The organism is Halomonas sp. N3-2A, from assembly GCF_002216165.1.
GTDB lineage: Bacteria > Pseudomonadota > Gammaproteobacteria > Pseudomonadales > Halomonadaceae > Vreelandella.
The window spans coordinates 1,578,311-1,599,989 of record NZ_CP022286.1 but is presented as its reverse complement, the minus strand read 5'-3'; the positions used below and the strand labels follow the sequence as shown (position 1 = coordinate 1,599,989).

Sequence of the window (21,679 nt, the reverse complement as noted above, 5' to 3'; positions counted from 1 at the left end):
ATAGCGAGGCATGACCATGAACTACTTTCCTCATCCACCTTCATCATCAGCTGGCCCCCAGGAGAGTGATGACCTTAATCTGCGCAAGCTGGTCGACACACTATCTGACCATCGCTGGTTTATCGTAACGATAACGGGGCTTTTTCTCCTGGCAGGATATTTTTATGCCAGTTCTCAGTCACGTATCTATCAGGCTGACGCGTTGGTTCAGATAGAGAGCCGAGGGGCGAACTTGGCGTTTATGGAGTCATTGGGTGAGCAACAGCCAGGTAATCCTACCGCCGCAGAACTCGAAATATTGCGATCACGTATGGTGTTGGGAGAAACAGCTGATCGGCAAGACTTGGCGATTAAGGTTGAACCGCGTCGATTGCCGGTCATTGGAGACTTTCTTGTCAATCATGGGGTTAGTCAGGATTTAATCGAAAGCCTAACCCCGGCCTTTATGCGCGAATGGTTAGGAATGGGAGAAGAGAGTCGCTGGCAAAATCCTTATGTGTGGGCCAACGAGTCTGTGCGTGTCTCACGCTTTTCTGTGCCCGATGAACATGTCGGAAGCGAGCACCTACTGCGCATAAAGGAAGAGGGTAACTTTGAGTTATGGCTAGAAGATGAGCGAGTGCTTATCGGTAACGTTGGGGAAACCGTTCAAGATGAGGGGGTCGGTTATCGTCTTTTTATTAGCCAGGCAGTTGCCCATCCTGGTGCTGAATTCAGCTTGACGCGTATGTCTTCTCTGAATGCGATAAAAGACCTTGAAAGTCGTTTTGAGGTAATGCCGAGAGGTATTGAATCAGGTGTCTATGAACTTATGCTTAGTGGCGCGGATCGCAGTAAGATCCAGCCGACACTTGACACCCTAACAGGGGTTTTTCTAACTCAGAATGTGCAGCGTCATTCAGAAGAAGCAGAGAAACAAATCGCCTTTCTTGGCGAGCAAATTCCCCAAGTTAGGGATCAGCTATCTAATGCGGAGGGCATGCTCAATGACTATCGGGCGCAGCGTGACTCAGTCGACTTAACATTCGAGACGCAAAATCTTCTCACCCGTGTGGTAGATGTAGAAAATCAACTCAGCGAGTTGGCTATGAGGGAGGCCGACTTAGCTGAGCGGTACCGCCCCTCGCATCCCAACTATCAAACCTTGTTAAGGCAGCGCTCTCAACTCGTAGAGGAGCGTGACCGTCTCAATGCCCAGGTCAATGAATTGCCTGAAACTCAACAAGAAGTGCTTCGCCTGACTCGGGACAGTCAGGTCAATCAGCAAGTGTATGTTCAACTGCTCAATCAACTTCAAGAGATGCGCTTGGTTAAAGCCGGTACGGTGGGTAACGTACGCATACTTGATGCCGCTATTCTAAATCCGGGCACTATCGCACCGCGCATTCCATTGATAACGGCTGTCAGTGCACTGATAGGCGCATTGTTAGCCACGATGCTGGTGGTGGTGCGGTTGTTATTGAGTCGCGCGATTAAGTCACCCGAGCAACTGGAAGAGCTGGGGTTGCCTGTCTATGCAACGCTGCCAGATTCTGGCGGGCAAACAGGGCTTACCGAGCGAATTCGCCCGCGCCATTCTAAAAAGGTTCAGGAAGTTTTTCGAGGCTTGCTGGCGATTAAAAAACCCGCCGAAATTGCGGTGGAAGCGTTGCGTGGTCTGCGAACTAGCCTCTATTTTGCGATGCTCGAATCTGACAATAACCGCTTGATGATTACCGGTGCGAGCCCAGGGGTTGGCAAGAGCTTTGTCGCCGCTAATTTAGCCGCTGTGTGCGCTCAGGCGGGGCAAAGAGTGCTACTGATTGATGCCGATATGCGTCGTGGACATCTGCATCATGCGTTTCACAGCAAGGGCGTTAAAGGCCTTTCAGAGTTGCTAGCGCGGCGAATTGATGCAGAAGAAGCTGTTCGCCATAGTGACTTAGAAGGATTGGATTATGTTGCCCGGGGCAGTGTGCCGCCTAATCCATCGGAGTTGTTAATGCAGCAAAGCTTCCACGAGTTCCTGGAAGTCATGAGCCAGTGCTACGACTTAGTGATCATCGATACACCACCGATACTGGCGGTAACCGATGCAACGGTAGTGGGTAAGCTGGCGGGAACCAGTTTGATGGTAGTCCGCTTCGACAGTCACCCTCCTGGAGAAATTAAGGCTGCTAAGCGCCGCCTGGAGAGCGCTGGTGTGAATATTAAAGGTGCAATCCTAAACGGTGTTAAGAAAACGACCAATAGCCGTCATGGCTACTATGGCAGTTACCTCTATGCTTACCGGTGATCCAAGATGCTGAAGCAATTACGCGAACTCTACTCGTTATTGACGCAGCAACAGCGGCGCCAACTATTGAGGCTCCAGGTGCTGATTATCGGTATGGCGTTGGCACAAATTGCTGGGGTCATTGCTATTGGGCCGTTTATGGCGGTTGTGGGTGATATGAGTAAGCTCCAGGGTGATGGTTGGCTTGCTATGGCATATAGCGTTACCGGTATGCAAAGTCCCAAGGCTTTCTTAAGTTTATTGGGTGCCATGGTGCTCGGCGTTCTGTTGATGGCGGCCCTGCTGTCTATCTATACGTCGTGGCGGCTGGCGCTTTACAGCGCCCGTGTGGGGGCAGAACTGTCAAGTCGCCTCTACCGCTATTACCTGCACCAGCCTTGGTTGTTTCATTCCAACCAGAATACTAGTGCTCTGACCACTAAGGTTTCTGCGGAAGTCCAGCGTGTGTCTCTCAAGATCATCAATCCTGTTATGGAGCTTAATGCTAAGTTGATCATGCTTTCACTGATGACCTTAGCCATTTTTCTCTACAACCCTTTGGTGGCGATAATTGGTGTGGTGGTCTTTTTTGGGACTTATTTGCTGCTTTACCAAACGGTTCGGCGTTTTTTAATTATTAACGGAAGACGAATTTCTAAAGCACAATCCAAGCGTTTTAAATTGATGAGTGAAGGATTCGGGGGTATTAAAGATCTGCTTTTACTACATCGTCAGGCAAGTTTTACCACACGCTTTGATGATGCCTGCAATTCTATCGCGCGTGGTGAAGGAGTGACGCAGGGGCTAAGTGAAGCCCCACGTTATGCCATTGAACTGGTAGCTTTTGGTTCGGTTATTGTGTTGGTGCTTTATCTGCTTAACCTATATGAGGGTAATCTTGGGGCAATTTTGCCAGCACTCTCTATCTATGCGTTGGCAGGCTTTAAAATGCTGCCTGGTTTTCAAAAGATATACACCTCACTTACAAAAATTCGCGGCAACTTAGCCGCTTATAACGCCATTCGTGATGACTTGATCGCTAGTCGTGATGAGACGAAAAACGGCGATATCGCCATTAGTGAAACTCAGTCAGCCGCTCCGATAACGCCCTGGGTGCCTCAGCGAGAGATAAAAATCCAGGATGTGGTCTTCGACTATCCAGGAACGCGGGCCTTGGCGCTTGATCGGCTCACGCTAACGATCCCCGTCAACCAGATGGTGGGGCTAGTGGGAACCTCTGGTAGTGGCAAGAGCACTGCGGTGGATTTATTACTCGGCTTGATTGAGCCCCAGCAAGGTCAAGTACTGATTGATGGTGTTCCTCTAACGCATGGGAATTTACGCCAATGGCAGGCGGGGGTGGGGTTTGTGCCTCAGCAGATATTCTTGTCCGATGCCAGCATCCTCGAAAACGTCGCCTTTGCTATCGAGCGCAAGAATATTGATGTTGAGAGGGTTAAGGAATCGCTGCGTATGGCGCAACTGGATGATCTGCTTGATAGATTCCCGGAGGGGCTTGAAACACGCATAGGCGAGCGCGGTGTTCAGATATCTGGTGGGCAGCGCCAACGCCTGGGAATCGCGCGCGCCCTTTATCAGCAAGCTAGAGTGCTGGTGTTTGACGAGGCGACGAGTGCGCTGGATGGCATTACCGAGCGCCGTGTAATGGAAGACATCCAGCGATTTTCCGGCCAGATGACCGTCATCATGATTGCCCATCGTCTAGCGACCGTTAAGGGGTGCGACATCATTTATATGCTTGAGAATGGGCAGGTAATTGATGCTGGCACTTACGACGACTTGGCCAGCCGTAACCATACTTTCCAGATGATGGCGAATCTCTAGCCAGGCGTCTCTTCCAAGATAGACAAAAGGGTACCGCCATGAACTTAATCGGCGCACTACTACTATTTTTGGGTCTTTCATTAAGTAGCCTTTATTTGTTCCCTAGTGGTGGACCGCAGTTGACTGATGTTGTCTTGATAGGTTTCGTCGGCGTGATGTTGGTGATGTCCCTGGGCGACAAACATCTGAAAGTTTCCCCTTTTGCCATATGTTGGGGAATGATGGTGCTGTGGGTGTTGATGGTTTGCCTTAGCTGGACGCTGGTCTTAGGAACGACCAGCTTTTTTAGACCCGTTCTGTTTTTCCTGTTTAATTTTCTCGTGGGCATGGCGTTATTACGTTTTCTTAGCGTATATGGCGAACGTGTCACAGGGATTATCCGTAATGGCGTAGCAATCGCGCTGCTGATCGCAGGTAGTCAGGTGTTATTGCAGTTAGCCATGGGAGTTAACCGCACAACGGGAAGTTTCAATAACCCTAACCAGCTCGCTTATTTCTCATTATGCGGCGTGGTGGTGTTATTGATGCTTGATGATTTTCATCCGCGGATGAGACTCTTGGGATTGGCTGGTCTAGCTTCCGGCGTGTTGGGGGTTCTCGCTGCGTCATCGCTAGCAGCAATGGGAGGAGGTGTCTTAGTCCTGATCGGCTGGGCCTTGGCGAATGCTCGTCAAATTAAGCATTTTGCGCGTTTGCTACTGTTACTTCCGTTGCTACTGTTGGGTGTTTTGTTCGCCAATATCAGCTCGGATGGACAAGTGTTGCGTAACATAGAGGCGCGCATGGATAGGGCGCCAAGTAAAATAGATAGCGTCTACGAAGAACGCAAATTTGACCGACTAACGAACTTCCCTGAATACGCCATTTTAGGTGCGGGGGAGGCTGAACGTCAGCGTTTTGCTCCCTACGATGGGCTTGAAATTCACTCCTCTTTCGTCAACATGTTATTTGCCTACGGGCTGCCAGGCCTAGGGCTTTTCCTATTGACGATCGTTATCGCGCTACGACGAGCGCCGCTGTATGTCTGGGCGGGTGTGGCCGGACCGTTGATCTATTCGACTACCCATAATGGCCTTCGCGCGACGCTATTTTGGTTGGTGCTAGTGTTGTGTTGGCACCTTTACCGACAAGGGGCATTAGCCGCTTCGCATCATCGGCTGATGCCTGACGTGCACTGAAATAACACCATTGCCACTCATGTGGCCAGATAACTCGCACGTAACGCCAGCAAAGAATAATAACGGGGGAATCATGGATAGCTTAATGAAATCGTTGTCGGTGACACCCCGCTGGATAAAACGCAGAGTCCTTGTCTTGCTGGATGGTGTGATTGTAGCGGGTAGTTTACAGCTGGCAACGGTGATTCACGTGGAAAATTTGCAGCCACTAAGAGATGGCTCCCTGTGGATGACGATTGGCCTGTTAGTGCCAACAAGTCTGTTGCTTTTCCATTGGCTCGGGCTATATCGAATAGTGATTCGTTATATGAGCCATGTCACTGTACCGACCGTCGCTATGGTCGTCGTGACGTCAGCGCTATTAGTGGTGCCAGTCAGTTATATGGTTGAACACTCTGTCGGGCTATCCGTCATCGTCATTTATACGCTCCTCCTATTATTAGGTATTGGTAGCCTGCGTTTTTTTATCCGTGAACTGTATCGCTATAGCCAGCGTCGTCAACGCAAGCCAGTAGTGATCTATGGGGCAGGAGCCGCTGGCTGCGAATTGGTCGATGCGCTTCGCCATGGTGGTGAGTATGAGCCGGTGGCTTTCGTAGATGACTGGCGTGGGCTAGAAGGTGCCATGGTCGAAGGGCTGAGGGTACACCAACCGGTTGCGTTAGCCGCCTTGGTACAAGAGCATCAGGCTGCCATGGTGCTGCTGGCAATTCCTAGCGCTCCGCGTTGGCGACGCCGTGAGATATTACACTGGCTTTCGGGCCTGTCTGTTCCTCTAAAAACAATTCCTGGTAGCGCTGATGTGATTGCCGGGAGAGCAAAAATTAGCGAGCTTCATGACGTGGCGCTAGAGGATTTATTGGGGAGAGAGGCTGTACCCGCCTTCCCTGAGTTGCTGCAGGCCAATATTCGCGATAAGGCGGTTATGGTCACCGGCGCTGGAGGGTCAATTGGTAGTGAGCTATGCCGCCAGATCCTTGCTCAGAATCCCATACGCCTGTTACTGGTCGACAACTGCGAATTTGCCCTATACGCCATTGAGCAGGAGTTAAGGCAGGTAATAGAAACTACCCATTCACGTTGTGAATTAAAACCACTGCTTATTTCGGTTCAGCATGCGGGTAGCCTTAAAGCAGTATTTGAAAGCTTTCAGGTGCATACCGTCTACCATGCAGCCGCTTACAAGCATGTGCCGATGGTTGAGTTTAATCTTGTCCAGGGGGTCAGTAACAACGTCTTTGGCACCTTAAACCTGGCTCAGGCGGCAATCACAGCCGGTGTCGAAACCTTCGTGGTAATTTCCACCGATAAGGCAGTTCGTCCCACCAATGCGATGGGGGCTTCCAAGCGATTGACTGAACTTATTTGCCAAGCTTTCGCTCATGCGCAGTCAAATACACGTTTTTGCATGGTGCGTTTTGGAAATGTGTTGGGATCAAGTGGCTCTGTTGTACCGTTGTTTCGCAAACAGATTGAGCAGGGCGGCCCTATCAAAGTTACCCACCCGGAAATCACCCGCTATTTCATGACAATTCCCGAAGCCGCTCAGCTGGTTATCCAGGCTGGCGCCATGGGCGAAGGTGGCGAGGTATTTGTTCTCGACATGGGTGAACCGGTCCGTATTCTGGATTTGGCAATGAATATGGTTAGGCTTTCAGGGCTTGAGGTGAAAGATGCCGAACACCCTGAAGGTGATATTGAGATTGTTTATTCCGGTTTACGCCCAGGAGAAAAGTTATACGAAGAGCTGTTAATCGGCGATGACGTCAGGCGGACTCGTCACGACCGCATAATGACCTCAAAAGAGCGCTTCTGGGAATGGCCAAGGCTTGAAACCTTTTTAAAAGAATTGGAACAGGCTTTTATCGAGACCGACCATTTGCGTATCCGTCAACTTTTACAGTTGGCCCCATTAGATTATCACCCCTTAGGCGACATAGCGGACTTAGTATGGGCAGCGCGTCAAGCTTCGCCCCTCGAGCCACAGGGCCAACGCTTAACTACGAATCCATTCTTAACGTCTATGAACCGACTCGATCCAGTTCTTAACCAAGCGCTTAATCCCGCCACCAAGGAAAGCTAAAATGCTGATCGACTCATTGTCTATCAAAGTGTGGATGCTCCGAAAGGTCGAGAGTGCGGGATTACACATTCAGTCGATGAAACATGTTCGGCCAGTGGATGCCCGTAGGCATCTGAGTAATCCACTTGAGTTAAATTATCTTTATCCTGGTAGAGAGCTGCTCCTTGAGGCGCCTATGGAGTGGGGGTTTGGCTTGTTCAATCTCAGTGGTCATCGGCGCTTCCTAAATGATGTGATGCAGGAAGCATTTGATAATCCTGGCAGGGAGCGCGACTTGCTCCGTGACGCCCTGCGTGTTTTCTATGCTGACTGGCAGCCAGCCAATGCAGCCGAATTTCTGGGAGTTTCTTTTGGTCAAGCGGGTGAACTAGTCGATGCACCACCGTGGCAGGCTTATTCGCCATGGGATGCCCACAATGCAGTAGAAAAAAGCGTCAAACGCCAGCGAACTGAATTGCGTGAAAATACCCGAATATTAGGCAAACGCCTGGACATTAGTGCGGGTTGGAAGTTCTGTGGGCCCGTCAGCGAAGATAAGCTTGAAGTTGAGGTTGAGCGTTTGGCTCGGGTACTGGAATCGATTCGCCGTCAGGGGATCTGTCGCCATGACGGCACTGATGGAGATATCCGGGCGTGCGTTTTGACCCACTCAGATGGGCGCTGGCGCTGGATGGTACATGGTGGCCAGCATCGTTACGCGGTGATCAGTGCGTTAGGGGCGCCGCGGGCTATTATTCGGGTGGAGCGTTTTATTCGGCGTGAAGACGTCGCCCTTTGGCCTACAGTGACCTTGGGGCTATTTAGCCAAGAAATAGCCCTTAAAATATTCGATAACTACTTTGCCGATTAATATATAAAAATACCTTTTTAATAAAGTCGCTCTGATTAAGGTGTTTTTTATCTCTTACATAGTTTTTCGTTAATCTCTCTCAGTGATTTTAATTTAAATTATTTTATAAGTCTTTTGTAAGAGAAATTATAACGTCTCTTGTTAGATTTTTAGGACACTCCCTTTAGTTTTGAAGGAGAAAGGCTACGATGAATAAACAATATAATATTGAGGAAAATGAGTGGTTAACTGGCGTTGCCGTTTTTCTAATTAGGGAGCGTGGGCTGGCATATTTAGATGTCTTACGTAGCCTGCTTGATCGCTACGGTTTCAATATTTTGTGCGAACTAGCTATTCATGAAGATCAGCGGCAAACGTTGGCAAAGTGGATTGATAGTAGTGAACAGGAGCCTGTGGATTGGCCTGGTAATGGCGGCCTGCCAGCTTATTTTTTGGTGGTGCACGATGTGCATCCTGTGATGGAACAACCTTCTTCAAGGGAGACTCCTGGACGAACCGATAATGTACGGCTGCTTACTGTAGAAACAGTGCTAACTCAAAAGGTCAACGATGGGCGCAGTGGCCAAGAACACGTCAGTCCACTGTATTTGTCTTGTAGCACCACTCAGACACTTGAATACCTAAAGAAAATAGTTCCACAGCAAATCGGTAAAATACGTGCGACAGCGCAGCGCTATAACATTGAGTTTCGCACCCCTTATCCAGTGCTAGCCGACGTGAGTAAGCAGGTATGTCGAGCCAAAGTAGAGCTGGTGGATTTTCACGGCACTGAAGCAGTTTGCAAAACCTTTCGCCCGGGGCGCGAGCGGTATTTAGAGCGTGAAGTAAAAGCCCGTGAGCTAGGCGCTTCATTACCTGAAGTATCGCGATTGCTAGAGGTGGGGCCTCATTACCTGGTGTTTGAGCGCTATTCCAATCGTATGGAGCGTATCCTTTCTCCCCGTGCACCGTTCTCACCACATGGGTTACTACCTCTCTGGACAATTGAGCGCGTCAGAGCGGTTATCTTGCATTATCGACGTCTTGGCTACGAGTGTATTGATCTCAATCCGCAAGACCTGATTTATGACCCTTGCCAAGGCCTCAAAATTATCGATTTCGAATTTCTTCAGCCTGGCACCGACGAGATAGAAAGTTTGAAGGGCAATTATGCTTGGTATGACGTGCCATCACGTTTCAAGGGGGATTTGCCAATTTCGGCTCATCAAGGCTCCTATCATGAGCGCTGGTTCCCCTATACCGGGCTACCCCGAACCCTATGTTTGAACAAGCTTCCGCGACCGGTACTTACCATGGTGCGCTCGGCGGCACTAGTGCCTTTAACGTTAGACGGTTTAAGGCGAGTGAGTTGGCAACATATTCAGCGCCTGGTGCGTAACTGATCTATCTCCCTTCCTTCCTCTTGCTCACGGTTGTCTCGTCATGGAGTCACTGTATGAAGATTCTAGTAACCGGCCATGCTGGATTCATTGGCTTTCACACTGCTAAACGTCTGCTAGAGCGGGGGGATAGTGTTGTCGGGTTTGATAACGTTAATGACTATTACGACCCTGCTATAAAAGAAGCGCGTCTCAAAATACTTGAACAGACGGCAGCTGAGACAGGAAATAACTACCTCTCAATTCGTGCCAACTTAGCTAACCAGCAAGCGGTGGCAACGTGCTTTGAAGAGCACTGCTTTGATCGCGTTATTCATCTTGCTGCCCAAGCTGGCGTGCGCTACTCACTGGAAAATCCGCTTAGTTATGTGGAAAGTAACTTAATTGGCTTTACCAATATATTAGAAGCGTGTCGCTACGCTAAGGTTGCGCACCTGACTTACGCCAGCACCAGCAGCGTTTACGGTGCCAATACGCTAATGCCATTTTCCGAGCACAAGGGCGCCAATCATCCGTTGCAATTTTATGCGGCCACCAAGAAAGCTAACGAAATGATGGCTCATAGCTATAGTCATCTGTTTGGACTGCCGACGACTGGCCTAAGGTTTTTTACTGTCTATGGGCCATGGGGTCGCCCAGACATGGCACTTTTTAAATTTACCCAGCACATTCTGGCTGATGAGCCTATTCAGGTTTTTAATTATGGCCACCATACACGCGACTTTACTTATGTAGATGACATTGTAGAAGGCATTATTCGCGCCAGTGACGACATCGCAACCCCGGCTCAAGAGTGGAATAGCGATAGCCCCGATCCTGCTACCAGTAATGCACCGTTTCGCCTCTTTAACATAGGTAATAATGATCCGGTAACGATCAGTGTTTATATCGAAGCCATTGAAAAGGCGCTAGGTAAAAAAGCCATCAAAGAAATGCTGCCTCTACAGCCGGGAGATGCGCTAGATACGTATGCCGACTCAGGTGAATTAGAAAGAAGGGTGGGATATAAACCCTCTACACCAATCTTTAAGGGCATTGAAAACTTCATTGCTTGGTATCGCGACTATTACTCATTAAAAAAATATTCACCTACTGCCTCCTCTGATGCTGCAAACGAAGTGTCTGGCTTAATTAAGTGATATGAACTCCTTACTTCTCCCTTAGTACACCCAACCCTAGCAGGAACTCCAATGAACGTTACAGTTTTCGGAACGGGTTATGTTGGCCTGGTTCAAGGTGCAATTTTGTCTGAAGTCGGTCATCACGTTGTTTGCGTAGATGTGGATGCTCATAAGGTTGAACAGCTTAAGATGGGTATCACGCCTATCTATGAACCTGGTTTGGAGTCGATAGTAAAAGAGAATCACGCTGCTGGAAGGCTCGATTTTACTACCGATGCGGTTGCCGCGATTAAACATGGACAGGTTCAATTTGTCGCCGTGGGAACGCCTCCCGATGAAGATGGAAGTGCGGATCTAACCTATGTGCTCAACGTGGCGACGACTATCGCTGAACACATGGAGCGCGACCAAGTTATCGTTAACAAATCCACTGTGCCAGTAGGTAGCGCCGACAAAGTTCGTGTCGTGATGGAAGATGTATTGAAAAGGCGTGGTCGAAGCGATATCAGCTTTGATGTGGTGTCGAATCCTGAGTTTCTAAAGGAAGGTAGTGCCGTCGTAGACTGCCAAAAGCCAGATCGAATTATTATTGGTACCAGTTGCGATGCAACAATAGAGGTTATGCGAGAATTATATGCGCCTTTCAATCGCAATCACGACAAAGTTATCGTGATGGATGTAAAAAGCGCTGAGTTAACAAAGTATGCCGCTAACTGCATGTTAGCAACCAAGATTAGTTTTATGAACGAAATGGCAAACTTAGCCGAGTTACTGGGAGCCGATATTGAAGCCGTGCGTAAGGGAATCGGTTCGGATCCACGCATTGGCTACCACTTTATTTACCCTGGTGTAGGCTACGGGGGTTCCTGTTTTCCCAAAGACCTACAGGCGCTTATTCACACTGCAAATAGTATCGACTTTGACGCCAAACTGCTCAAAGCGGTGGAATTACGTAATAAAGAGCAAAAAACCACGCTTTTCCAGAAAATAAATCAGCACTTCAATGCACAGTTAAAGGGTAAAACCTTTGCTATTTGGGGGCTTTCCTTCAAGCCCAATACGGACGATATGCGTGATGCGCCCAGCCGAGTGCTTATGGAGGCTCTATGGGCGGCAGGTGCAAAGGTGCAGGCTTATGACCCGGAAGCTATGGAAGAAGCGCAGCGAATCTATGGAAATCGTGAGCATTTAACCCTTTGTGGAACCAAAGAAGCCGCGTTAAAAAATAGTGATGCGTTAATTATCATTACCGAGTGGCAAAACTTCCGAGCGCCTGATTTTGAGCTTATCAAAGCTCAGTTGTCGGAACCGACTATCTTTGATGGTCGAAATCTTTATGAACCACACAGAATGGCAGATAAAGGGTTTAACTACTACTCGGTAGGTAGAGCCAAACCAACGCTGTCAATAACAGCTCCACCTGAGCTGCATGTAGTCACTGCCAGTCATTAAAGTCGATATCTAATATGGATGTTTTTGGTCATTTAGTTATTGTGGCTGGCTTTATGTTGTATTTTTAATGGTAGGTGGCTCATGTTAAAGCGCCAAGTTGATATTATCATTTCAGTGATAGGGTTAGTGTTGCTATCACCTCTGCTAGTTGTTATAGCGCTGCTTATTCGCTATAAGCTAGGTACGCCAGTTCTCTTCCGTCAGTATCGCCCAGGGCTAAACGGTAAGCCATTTGAAATCGTCAAGTTTCGCTCTATGCGAGATGCCTATGATGAGCAAGGCCGAAAATTATCAGAAAAAGAGCGGCTGACTTCTTTTGGCCGGCGTCTGCGTGCTACCAGTCTGGATGAGTTACCCGAACTATGGAATGTACTGAAAGGAGATATGAGCTTGGTCGGCCCCAGGCCTTTATTAATGGAATATTTGCCTTATTACAGCGCCCACCAATTTCGTCGGCATGAAGCTCGCCCCGGTGTGACAGGTTGGGCACAAGTAAATGGTCGTAATGGTATCTCTTGGGAAAAAAAGTTTGATTACGACATTTGGTATGTAGATAACCAGACACTGCTTTTGGATATCAAAATACTACTATTGACAGTGAAAAAAGTTTTTTTCCGCGAAGGTATCAGTTACTCGGGTGATGTAGCGATGCCAAACTTTAAAGCATCAAAGTTGAAAAACGACAAAGGTGGGCAAAATGGCTAAAAAAATAAATATCCTTGTCACTGGCGTCGGTGGGCCAACGCCACGCAGCTTTGTCAGGTCTGTCCTTGACTCTGGAGCTGATAGTTATCGTTTTATTGGTGTTGATGCTAACCCATTAGCGATAGGCCTTTATGATAAATCTTCATATGATCATACCTATTTGGTGCCAAGAGCTGATAATGAACGTTACTGGTTAGAAATATCAAAAATAATTGATCATCACCAGATTCAATTTGCGGTTGTGTTGCCTGAAGTTGAAGTAGTGGCATGGTCGAAGCGGAAAGACCTTGAAGGTTTGCCTTGTAAAGCATTTATTTCTTCAAGCCAGCCGACCGAGGCACTGATCGATAAGAAAAAACTGCATGAAATACTGGCGGATAAGCCTTATATACCCCGTTACTGCACGTTTTCAAACGGCTTGAAAAGCCTTGATTTTACGCTTGATTATCCTTTTTGGGTACGTGGTACTGTTGGATCAAGTGGATTGGGTTCTTTAAAAGTCACAAGTGAGAAAGAACTCGATGAATGGATGCAAATAAACCCTCTCATTGAAGAATTTATCGCATCGGAGTTTTTACCGGGAAGAAACCTTGCGTGTAAGGTTATTTATATGGACGGTAAGATTTTACGCTCTGCTTGTGCCGAGAGAGTAACGTATATCATGTCTAAGGTTGCGCCTTCTGGAATAACTGGCAACACTGCGTTTGGTCGTATGATTAATGATACTCAGCTTGTGAATATTGCTGATGATGCGATTAGTTCATTTTTTAATCACTATCAATCGAAAGCGAATGGCATATTTACCGTAGATTTCAAAGAGGATGCGCAGGGGAATCCAATGATCACCGAAATAAATGTTAGGTTTGTTGCTTTTATTTCGTCTTTGGCTCAAGCAGGCGCTAATCTCCCTCTAGACTATCTTGAGATGAATCTTAATCCAGACAACTTCTCACACGTATACAAACATTATGAGTTTCCAAAAGGCACCATATTTTTAAGAGATGTGGATGAAAAGCCAGTTGTCATGAATGAAAAAGATCTATTAGATATGGATCCCCGCCATGCTTAACGGATCATTTTCTCCTTGGCCTTCCTTTACTCTGGAAGAGGCCCAGGCTGTTCAGGACGTACTGCTTTCCAACAGAGTGAACTATTGGACAGGCAAGGAGTGCGTTGAATTCGAAAAGGAGTTTGCTCAATTTGCCGAGACTAAGCATGCCATAGCGTTAGCAAATGGGACTAACGCGCTAGACTTAGCTCTTAAAGGGCTGGGTATTGGCGAAAAAGAGCATGAAGAGGTGATTGTTACCTCTCGAACGTTCGTGGCTTCTGCATCATGCATTGCCAATGCCGGGGCTGTGCCAATCTTTGCTGATGTTGATCGCGACTCTCAAAATATCACTGCCGCCACGGTAGCTGAAAAAATTACCCCGCGCACTCGCGCTATTGTTGCCGTGCATCTAGCAGGATGGCCCTGCGAAATGCAGGAGCTCATGGCGTTGGCAGAGCAATATGGGCTTTATGTCATCGAAGATTGCGCTCAGGCTCATGGCGCTCGTTATCAAGGCCGAAGCGTCGGAGGAATAGGTCATGTGGGGTGTTGGTCGTTCTGCCAGGACAAAATTATGACCACCGGTGGCGAAGGGGGAATGGTCACTACCAATGACACCGCGCTTTGGAAACGAATGTGGGCTTATAAAGATCATGGCAAGAGCTGGGACGCTGTCTATGTGCAAGAACATCCACCGGGTTTCCGCTGGTTGCATGATACGTTTGGCACCAATTGGCGCATGACTGAAATGCAGGCCGTCATTGGTCGTATTCAACTTAAACGGATGCCTGAGTGGAGTGCGATTCGCCAGACGAATGCTCAACATATCTGGCAAGCTGCGTTGGATTGTAAAGGGTTGCGTGTACCTGATTTTTGTTTAGATATGACCTCTGGGTCACGAAGGCAAGATACCCAGCATGCCGCTTATAAATGCTATGTATTCATTGATCCGCGTCAGCTACGGGATGGCTGGGATCGCGATCGTATCCTGAATGATATCAACCTAAGAGGAGTACCCTGTTTTCCAGGCAGTTGCTCTGAAGTATATCTCGAAAAGGCCTTTTTAAACGCTGGCTGGCAGCCACAAAGCAATTTGCCAGTTGCACAAGAGCTTGGTCAAACCAGTCTGATGTTTTTGTGCCATCCGACACTCTCCCAAGAAGAAATTGATAAGACATGTCAAGTGCTCAAAGAGGTCATGGCGCTAGCTGTTTAATCATTTTTTCAAGCCTTCCAGAATTTAAAAGATCATCTGCCTTTAAAGCTACCTGCATTTAAAGCTCACTATTTAAAATAGCTAATGTCGGCAAACGAGCCCTCAACCTGTGTGGCTTGGTGTTTCGTTAAGGAGTTTTTTATGACGCCTAAGGTTGCTACCTCGAATAAGCGTTTTTTGCTGATATCGGGCACAAGCTATTCGTTGGTCAATTTTCGAGGGCCACTGGTGCAAGCCTTGATCAAAGCTGGATTAGACGTTCATGTGGCTGCTCCAGGGCTTCTTGAAGACATGACTACCCGCCAGCAACTTGAAGCTTGGGGGGCTGTTGCTCACGACTTTCCGATGCAGAGAAATGGACTAAACCCGTGGCGCGATGCTTTAACGCTGCACGCACTTTATCGTCTTATGTGCAGAATTCGCCCAGAAATGGTGCTTAGCTACACAATCAAGCCAGTTGTCTACGGACTGCTAGCCGCCTGGTTGGCCAGAGTTCCTCGCCGCTATGCATTAGTTACCGGGTTGGGTTACGCATTTGCTAGTCAGGCCAGCGGCAAGCGTGCTCTGGTCTATCAAGTTGTGCGTAGGTTATATGCCGCGGCACTCAATAGAGCAGACAAGGTGTTTTTTCAGAATCCTGATGATAACGCTTTGTTTCGTGAGTTGGGGATACTGCGTGAGACGGTGCCTTCGCAGGTTCTCAATGGATCAGGGGTAGACATGAGTCATTTTACGGTAGCTCCTATACCCGTAGGCCCACCGCGCTTCTTACTGATTGCTCGCCTGTTGGGCGATAAAGGCGTGCGTCAATATGCTGACGCTGCACGCCGAATCAAACAGCGGCACCCCGAGATAGTATTTCAACTGGCCGGTGACATTGATAGTAATCCCGATACGATTACCCGGGAAGAATTGGATACCTGGATTAAGGAGGGCTCAATTGATCATTTAGGCTGGCTTAATGACGTGCGCCCGGCAATAGCGGATTGCAGTGTTTATGTACTTCCCAGCTATTACCGGGAAGGTACACCCCGATCAGTCTTGGAAGCCATGGCGATGGGGCGGGCGGTGATCACTACCGATGCGCCTGGATGCCGTGAGACTGTCATTGAGGGTGATAATGGCTACTTGATACCCGTTAGAGATGTCGGTGCGCTTGAGAGCGCCATGCAGGCGTTCATTGACAGTCCTGCCCTAGTACAAACCATGGGCCGACGTTCGTATGAAATTGCTAAAGATCGGTACGACGTTCATAAAGTTAATGCCGTCATGCTTAAATCGATGCAAATAAAAAATCTGGTAGCGAGTAGCCGAGAGCAAGCGCTAGTTAAAAATAATGCTATTAATGAAGCCTAAAAATATAAAATTATCTCCTAGGGGTTAATGGTCTGTTGGATAAAACCTGTTAATCCTATTTCTAATACAATTATGAGAACCTATTGATATGGCTTTCTTCTCGGTGATCATGCCTGTCTATAATAAGGTGAACACTTTAAGTGATTCTCTGGAGTGTATATATAGGCAAAATTTCAAAGACTTTGAGGTGATTGCCGTAGATGATGGTTCTACTGATGGCTCTCTTGGCATTTTGCAGCAGTATGAGAAGGCCGGTTTGTTAAGGCTTTACCAGCGTGATTCTCCCGGTTCAGGAGGATATGCTGCGCGCAACTTAGGGGCAGATAAATCAACAGGTAAGTGGTTGGTTTTTTTTGACGCTGACGACATTATGTTATCAGACCACTTGTCATGTTTTGCCAATGCAATTAGTCAATATTCTGATATTGAATTATATGTCAATGCTTACCAGAAGATGGAAGGCTGGCGGCGGCTGCCGAGAATAAAAGGGCGGGCTAGTGGTCGTCTGAGCCGCTTGGAAGCCCTAGAATTCTTTGCACTTTTCGACTTTATTCACATGAATGGTGCGTGTATTTCGCGTCAGCGTTTTTTATCTATGGGAGGGTTTCCTGCAGGGCTTTATCGCCGAGGTGGCGATGTATATTTCTGGTTGAAAGTGCTTTGCGAATTAAAAACCATTCACTACAACGCCAATGTGACTACTTTATGGCTGCTTGAAAACAGCGATATTACTCGTGATAAACGCAACCTTGTCGGTTTACATCCAGGTGTTGATCTTTTTAAACAGTATGAATCTACATTAAAGCGTAGTGAGCGGCGACAATTGCGTTTGGCAATAAATCGCAAAGTTCTTTCTTGGGCCGTTGAGAAGAAGCTGCTTGGCCAATCAGTGCGCTTGGATTTAGAAGCATTAAGATTGGGAGGGATGAACATGCGTTTATGGCTGCATGCTATCTCATTACTAGTGCCCCAACCTTATTACGATCAGTTGCGTCGCCGTATTAAATAATCTGAGCAAGCAAGGGGGCAGTACTCATGACCAAGACAGTAATTACTTATGGCACCTTTGACATGTTCCATATTGGCCATCTGAATTTGCTAAGACGGTTGGCTGAAATGGGGGATCGTTTGGTAGTGGGGATCTCAACGGATGAGTTTAACACGCTCAAAGGCAAGCGCACGTTGATTCCATTTGAGCACCGTGCTGAGATTGTTCGCTCCTTGCGCTATGTCGACCAAGTGATTCCCGAGACCGACTGGGAACAAAAGCTTCAGGATATCCAGCGCTATTCAGTTGACACCTTTGCCATTGGTGATGATTGGAAAGGCCACTTTGACTTTCTTTCACCCCACTGTGAAGTGATATATCTGCCACGTACCGATGGCGTCTCTACGACTCAATTGAAACGTTCACTTAATCCTTTCTATAGCGTTTCACGTGATGAGTTAATGAATGCCTTTGACGTGCTCGATACGTTAAGAAAAGACTTCGGCTAATGTTCCTTTGTTTGATGGCGATAGTGCCAAGGAAATCACAATGTCCTCTTACACACTTCGTTTAGCAAAACAGCTGGCATGGTTACCGCTGTGCCTGATTGGCGGATGCTTCCCCCGCAATGATCGTTTATGGATATTTGGTGCTTGGCATGGTCGCCAGTTCGCTGACAACACAAGCTATTTGTATCGCCATGTACGTGATCACGAGCCTAGCTTGAGAGCGGTTTGGCTTGCGCATGATCAAGAAATTGTTAAGCGAGTTCGTGAAGAGGGCGGAGAATCCTATCTTGCTTACTCAGGCAAAGGAATCCTGTTGTCGCTGCGTGCGCGGCTTTTTCTCGTCACTCATTCAGCAGAAGATGTTAATCCGCATGCGTCATTTGGGGGGCAGCTAATCAACCTAACTCATGGAACCCCTCTTAAGCGCTTGGTTCAGGATGCTCGCTCTTCCCGGCTTGGCGTTTTTACCGGCGTGTATGATCGTTACCTGCGCCGGCTTCTACCTGGGCAGCGCAGGCCTCAGCAAGTATTAGTGGCTTCCGACGTCGGCCGAGAGCGGATGATCTCTGCCTTCGGTTTACCAAGCGATCGTGTCACTGCCCTTGGCTATCCTCGCTGGAATGCTTTCCAAGAAAATGCGTCAACATTATTGCAACAGGCTGGCATCGATATATTGGCGTACGACAAGGTGGTGCTATATGCCCCGACCCTTAGAATGCAAGGCAAAGGGGGGCTTGATGTGTCTCAAGGAGAACGCCTAGAAGCATTACTACCATGGCTTGAAAAGCATCGAGTACTATTACTCATCCGCGGGCACACCTCGTTGAAAATGAGCGGTGTACAAGCGTTAATGGAGGGGAATGCGAGTATTCGTGAAGCGCCTGTCAGTATATTTCCAGATGTAAATGCTTTATTTCCGGCCGTGGATGTACTTATCACGGACTACTCGAGTTTGATGTTCGACTATGCTTGTTTGAATCGGCCCATCATTTTGATGGCACCTGACCTGGATGATTATCTCAACCTCGATGTAGGAGTTTATGGAGATTATCTTGCTGATGCGCCAGGTCCGGTAATCGAATCTTGGGAGCATTTACCTGAAGCCTGGGACTCCTTGACTAAAAAGGTCCATCACCAGCGCTTAGCAACTTTTGTAGCTCGCCATGCCGCTATGAACGATGGCAGAGAGTGTGAACGCGTCACCTCTCATCTGCGTAACAGCTGTCGCCTCGAAGTAACCAGCCATGCCTGAACGAATGTAACTACAAAATGAGTATGTAGTTTGAATAGAGAATAAAGCCAGCTTCTCAATGATTTTATGGGGATGCGACATGTCATTTTATGAAAAAGGTATAAAAAGCAGGCAGGTAAGTGACGATGCCAATGTTGGCGCTCGAGTTGGTTTTCCAAGGATTTCTGTGATTGTACCGACGTATTATGACTGGTCACGTCTAAAAAAGTGTGTTGTTGCATTAGAGAACCAGTCGATTGCTCAAGACAATTTTGAAGTCATTATTGTCAATAATGCCTCTGATGATTCTCCGCCAGCGGACTTTTACTTACCCAACAACTTCACCATGATCAAAGAAGCGAAACCAGGCTCATATGCAGCAAGAAATGCCGCATTAAAGATTTCTCGAGGTGAAATAGTGGCGTTTACTGATTCTGATTGTATCCCAGATCCTTATTGGCTGGAGACAGCTATTAATCGACTCGATAAAGGTGCAGAACGCGTTGCTGGTAAAGTAGAGCTTTTCTTCAAATCTGAAAAACTGACGCTTGTTGAAATTTATGAAAAGGCCTTTGGATTTGATCAAGAACGCTATGCTCAGCGGGGAGGAGCGGTGACTGCTAATATGGTGACTTGGTCAAAAAACTTTGAAATAGTTGGATATTTTAACGATAACCTCATGTCTGGTGGTGACAATGAATGGGGAGTGCGTGCGAGCGAAAAAGGGATCCCTGTTGAATACGCCCAGGAGGTTATTGTTAACCATCCAGCACGCTCAAATGTAAAGGATATTCTTAAAAAACGAAGGCGAGTGATGGGAGGACAGTTGAATAAAATGAAAAAGAATTCGAAGAGAAGTTTTATTATAATTTTAGCTAAAGGCTATTTCCCCCCAATAAAAGCGCTCAAGTTGTTTTTAGAAAAAGAGTTGACTTTTTCAGAAAGATTTTTAGCTTATCTGTTGTGTTATTATTTTAAATCTTATTCAGCAACGTACAGGTTGGCGCTACTCCTCGGCTTGGCTAAGCCAGAAAGATCTTAGCTTGAAGTTATGTGATTGGTGATTGATTAGCGGTAGTCGAGTATTGTTTTTATAAATGCCTCGCCGAATATTAAGAAAATATTCGGCGAGGCATTTTTTTTACTTAATGTTTTTTTAGAGAGCAGCAGACTATCGTCTTCATCCGTAGGTGCCTGATAAGTCTAAGGTTACGCTTTGAGGTGGATAGTCCTTTGAATTAAGTTGTATCTGTAGATACGGTATTTGTAGGCATTGTCTTTGCAGATACAGATTTTTTAATTTAGTATCTATGGATAGGTGGATGTAGACAGGGTACGAGGTGCTTATGCAAACAGCCAGCAGTATTATTCAGGATAAGGCCGCCGCTGCGGCTGGTTTGAAAGCCGCTGTGCGTATTTTGGATAAATGGCGGGCGACAGGTGAGCAGGGCGAATCGATTCTACGCGTCTCCCACAGCAGCTATGCCCGCGCGCGGCGGGGAGATTTGGCTGAGATCAAGTTAGATAGTGATCAATTGGCACGAATCAGTTATTTGCTCAATATTCATGCGGCACTGCGAATGCTGTTTGAAAACCCTGATAATGTTTACGGGTTCGTCTCCATGGCAAATCACAATCCTTACTTTAACGGGCGTACGCCGCTTGAGGTGATTGGTACTGGAGATTTCGCAGCACTTTATGAAACCTTCAAGCGTATTGATAGCTTGCGAGGTGCTCAGTGGTAGATTCGGCGGGAATAAGCGAAGGTTCGCTGCCCCTTTGTCAATCGAAAGAGGTAGTGGGGTATCGCTTAGTCAACAGTAAATTTCCTCCCATTGGGCTGTTTGACGATGTTGCGAGCCTCGATGAGTTTGAAGCGCTTTATGCCCTGCAGGCGCTGACGAATCCAAGGCTGCGTAACGAGGCTGGCGATTTGGGGCTCATTCCTCACAACCAGATTCCCTTTGGTATCCGAGGGTGCTCTTATGCGACAGCGCCTTTTACCCACGTTAATCCGGAAGGTTCTCGCTTTAGCGACGGCAGCTTTGGTGTGCTTTACATTGCGGATGCACTACCAACGGCCATCCGTGAAGTGAGACACCATCAGGAAATCTATTGGAAAAACGTACCATCGTTACATTTTGAACGGTTTATCTTCCGTGGGCTTAAGTGCCTATTTAATGAAAAAGCCTGTCGTGATGGCTTGGCGCTTCAGCCATCCCATGCCATTTATGATGCCGACGATTATCGAGCAGCGCGCACGTTAGGCAGAGAGCTTCGTAAAGAGCAACGTACCGGTTTGCGTTACCACTCTGTTCGGCAACCAGGTGCCACTTGCTGGGCGTTAATGACGCCGCAGTTCGTCCTGGATATTATCCAGACCACTCATATTGAGATGATCTGGAACGGGCGAATAGCCCAAGTGAATCGCCTCTCAGCGGTACCCATCAAGTGAATTCAG

18 protein-coding genes are annotated in these 21,679 nt (G+C 47.6%); all 18 read left to right on the top strand.

The genetic code is table 11. The annotated features are described in order from the left end of the window. Positions 1–16 precede the first annotated feature (16 nt). The 18 genes from CEK60_RS07570 to CEK60_RS07485 all read left to right on the top strand — a co-directional run bounded on the left by CEK60_RS07570 (position 17) and on the right by CEK60_RS07485 (position 21,673). On the top strand, positions 17–2,275 hold the full coding sequence (locus CEK60_RS07570) for a polysaccharide biosynthesis tyrosine autokinase (protein WP_089038503.1): 2,259 nt from the start codon (positions 17–19) through the stop codon (positions 2,273–2,275). A 6-nt stretch (positions 2,276–2,281) separates the two neighbouring features. Continuing rightward, entirely contained in the window at positions 2,282–4,099 is a 1,818-nt protein-coding gene (locus CEK60_RS07565; protein WP_089038502.1) for an ABC transporter ATP-binding protein, read from the top strand. 38 nt (positions 4,100–4,137) lie between these two features. Continuing rightward, on the top strand, positions 4,138–5,277 hold the full coding sequence (locus CEK60_RS07560; protein WP_089038501.1) for a hypothetical protein: 1,140 nt from the start codon (positions 4,138–4,140) through the stop codon (positions 5,275–5,277). Between the two features lie 73 nt (positions 5,278–5,350). Further along, the gene (locus CEK60_RS07555) at positions 5,351–7,360 is read left to right on the top strand and encodes a polysaccharide biosynthesis protein (RefSeq protein ID WP_089038500.1); all 2,010 of its coding nucleotides are present in this window, start codon (positions 5,351–5,353) and stop codon (positions 7,358–7,360) included. A 1-nt stretch (position 7,361) separates the two neighbouring features. Beyond that, on the top strand, positions 7,362–8,210 hold the full coding sequence (locus CEK60_RS07550) for a hypothetical protein (protein ID WP_089038499.1): 849 nt from the start codon (positions 7,362–7,364) through the stop codon (positions 8,208–8,210). Positions 8,211–8,398: 188 nt separating this feature from the next. After that, positions 8,399–9,592: a hypothetical protein gene (locus tag CEK60_RS07545; RefSeq protein WP_089038498.1), complete on the top strand. Its 1,194-nt coding sequence runs from the start codon at positions 8,399–8,401 to the stop codon at positions 9,590–9,592. A gap of 53 nt (positions 9,593–9,645) precedes the next feature. Then, positions 9,646–10,728, top strand: coding sequence for an NAD-dependent epimerase (locus tag CEK60_RS07540; RefSeq protein WP_089038497.1), 1,083 nt, complete (start codon positions 9,646–9,648; stop codon positions 10,726–10,728). Positions 10,729–10,779: 51 nt separating this feature from the next. After that, the gene (locus CEK60_RS07535) at positions 10,780–12,162 is read left to right on the top strand and encodes a UDP-glucose dehydrogenase family protein (protein WP_089038496.1); all 1,383 of its coding nucleotides are present in this window, start codon (positions 10,780–10,782) and stop codon (positions 12,160–12,162) included. 81 nt (positions 12,163–12,243) lie between these two features. Continuing rightward, positions 12,244–12,867, top strand: a complete 624-nt coding sequence (locus CEK60_RS07530; protein ID WP_089038495.1) for a sugar transferase — start codon at positions 12,244–12,246, stop codon at positions 12,865–12,867. Beyond that, positions 12,860–13,936 carry a hypothetical protein gene (locus tag CEK60_RS22375; RefSeq protein ID WP_198361475.1) on the top strand — a complete coding sequence of 359 codons (1,077 nt, stop codon included), beginning with the start codon at positions 12,860–12,862 and terminating at the stop codon, positions 13,934–13,936. The genes CEK60_RS07530 and CEK60_RS22375 overlap by 8 nt, the downstream gene beginning before the upstream one ends. After that, positions 13,929–15,134, top strand: coding sequence for a DegT/DnrJ/EryC1/StrS family aminotransferase (locus CEK60_RS07520; RefSeq protein ID WP_089038494.1), 1,206 nt, complete (start codon positions 13,929–13,931; stop codon positions 15,132–15,134). The genes CEK60_RS22375 and CEK60_RS07520 overlap by 8 nt, the downstream gene beginning before the upstream one ends. Before the next feature lie 141 nt (positions 15,135–15,275). Then, positions 15,276–16,490 carry a glycosyltransferase family 4 protein gene (locus tag CEK60_RS07515; RefSeq protein WP_089038493.1) on the top strand — a complete coding sequence of 405 codons (1,215 nt, stop codon included), beginning with the start codon at positions 15,276–15,278 and terminating at the stop codon, positions 16,488–16,490. A gap of 88 nt (positions 16,491–16,578) precedes the next feature. After that, positions 16,579–17,499 (top strand): glycosyltransferase family A protein, encoded by a 921-nt coding sequence (locus CEK60_RS07510; protein WP_089038492.1) that lies wholly within the window; start codon positions 16,579–16,581, stop codon positions 17,497–17,499. Between the two features lie 26 nt (positions 17,500–17,525). Then, positions 17,526–17,987, top strand: coding sequence for a glycerol-3-phosphate cytidylyltransferase (gene tagD / locus CEK60_RS07505; RefSeq protein WP_089038491.1), 462 nt, complete (start codon positions 17,526–17,528; stop codon positions 17,985–17,987). Positions 17,988–18,027: 40 nt separating this feature from the next. Then, positions 18,028–19,239, top strand: coding sequence for a CDP-glycerol glycerophosphotransferase family protein (locus tag CEK60_RS07500; RefSeq protein WP_089038490.1), 1,212 nt, complete (start codon positions 18,028–18,030; stop codon positions 19,237–19,239). Between the two features lie 79 nt (positions 19,240–19,318). Continuing rightward, the gene (locus tag CEK60_RS07495; RefSeq protein WP_157698018.1) at positions 19,319–20,260 is read left to right on the top strand and encodes a glycosyltransferase; all 942 of its coding nucleotides are present in this window, start codon (positions 19,319–19,321) and stop codon (positions 20,258–20,260) included. Between the two features lie 304 nt (positions 20,261–20,564). After that, on the top strand, positions 20,565–20,963 hold the full coding sequence (locus tag CEK60_RS07490) for an antitoxin Xre-like helix-turn-helix domain-containing protein (RefSeq protein ID WP_089038488.1): 399 nt from the start codon (positions 20,565–20,567) through the stop codon (positions 20,961–20,963). Beyond that, a complete protein-coding gene (locus CEK60_RS07485) occupies positions 20,957–21,673 on the top strand; it encodes an RES family NAD+ phosphorylase (RefSeq protein WP_089038487.1) in 717 nt (238 codons plus the stop codon). Before CEK60_RS07490 ends, CEK60_RS07485 begins: the two co-directional genes overlap by 7 nt. Positions 21,674–21,679 lie beyond the last annotated feature (6 nt).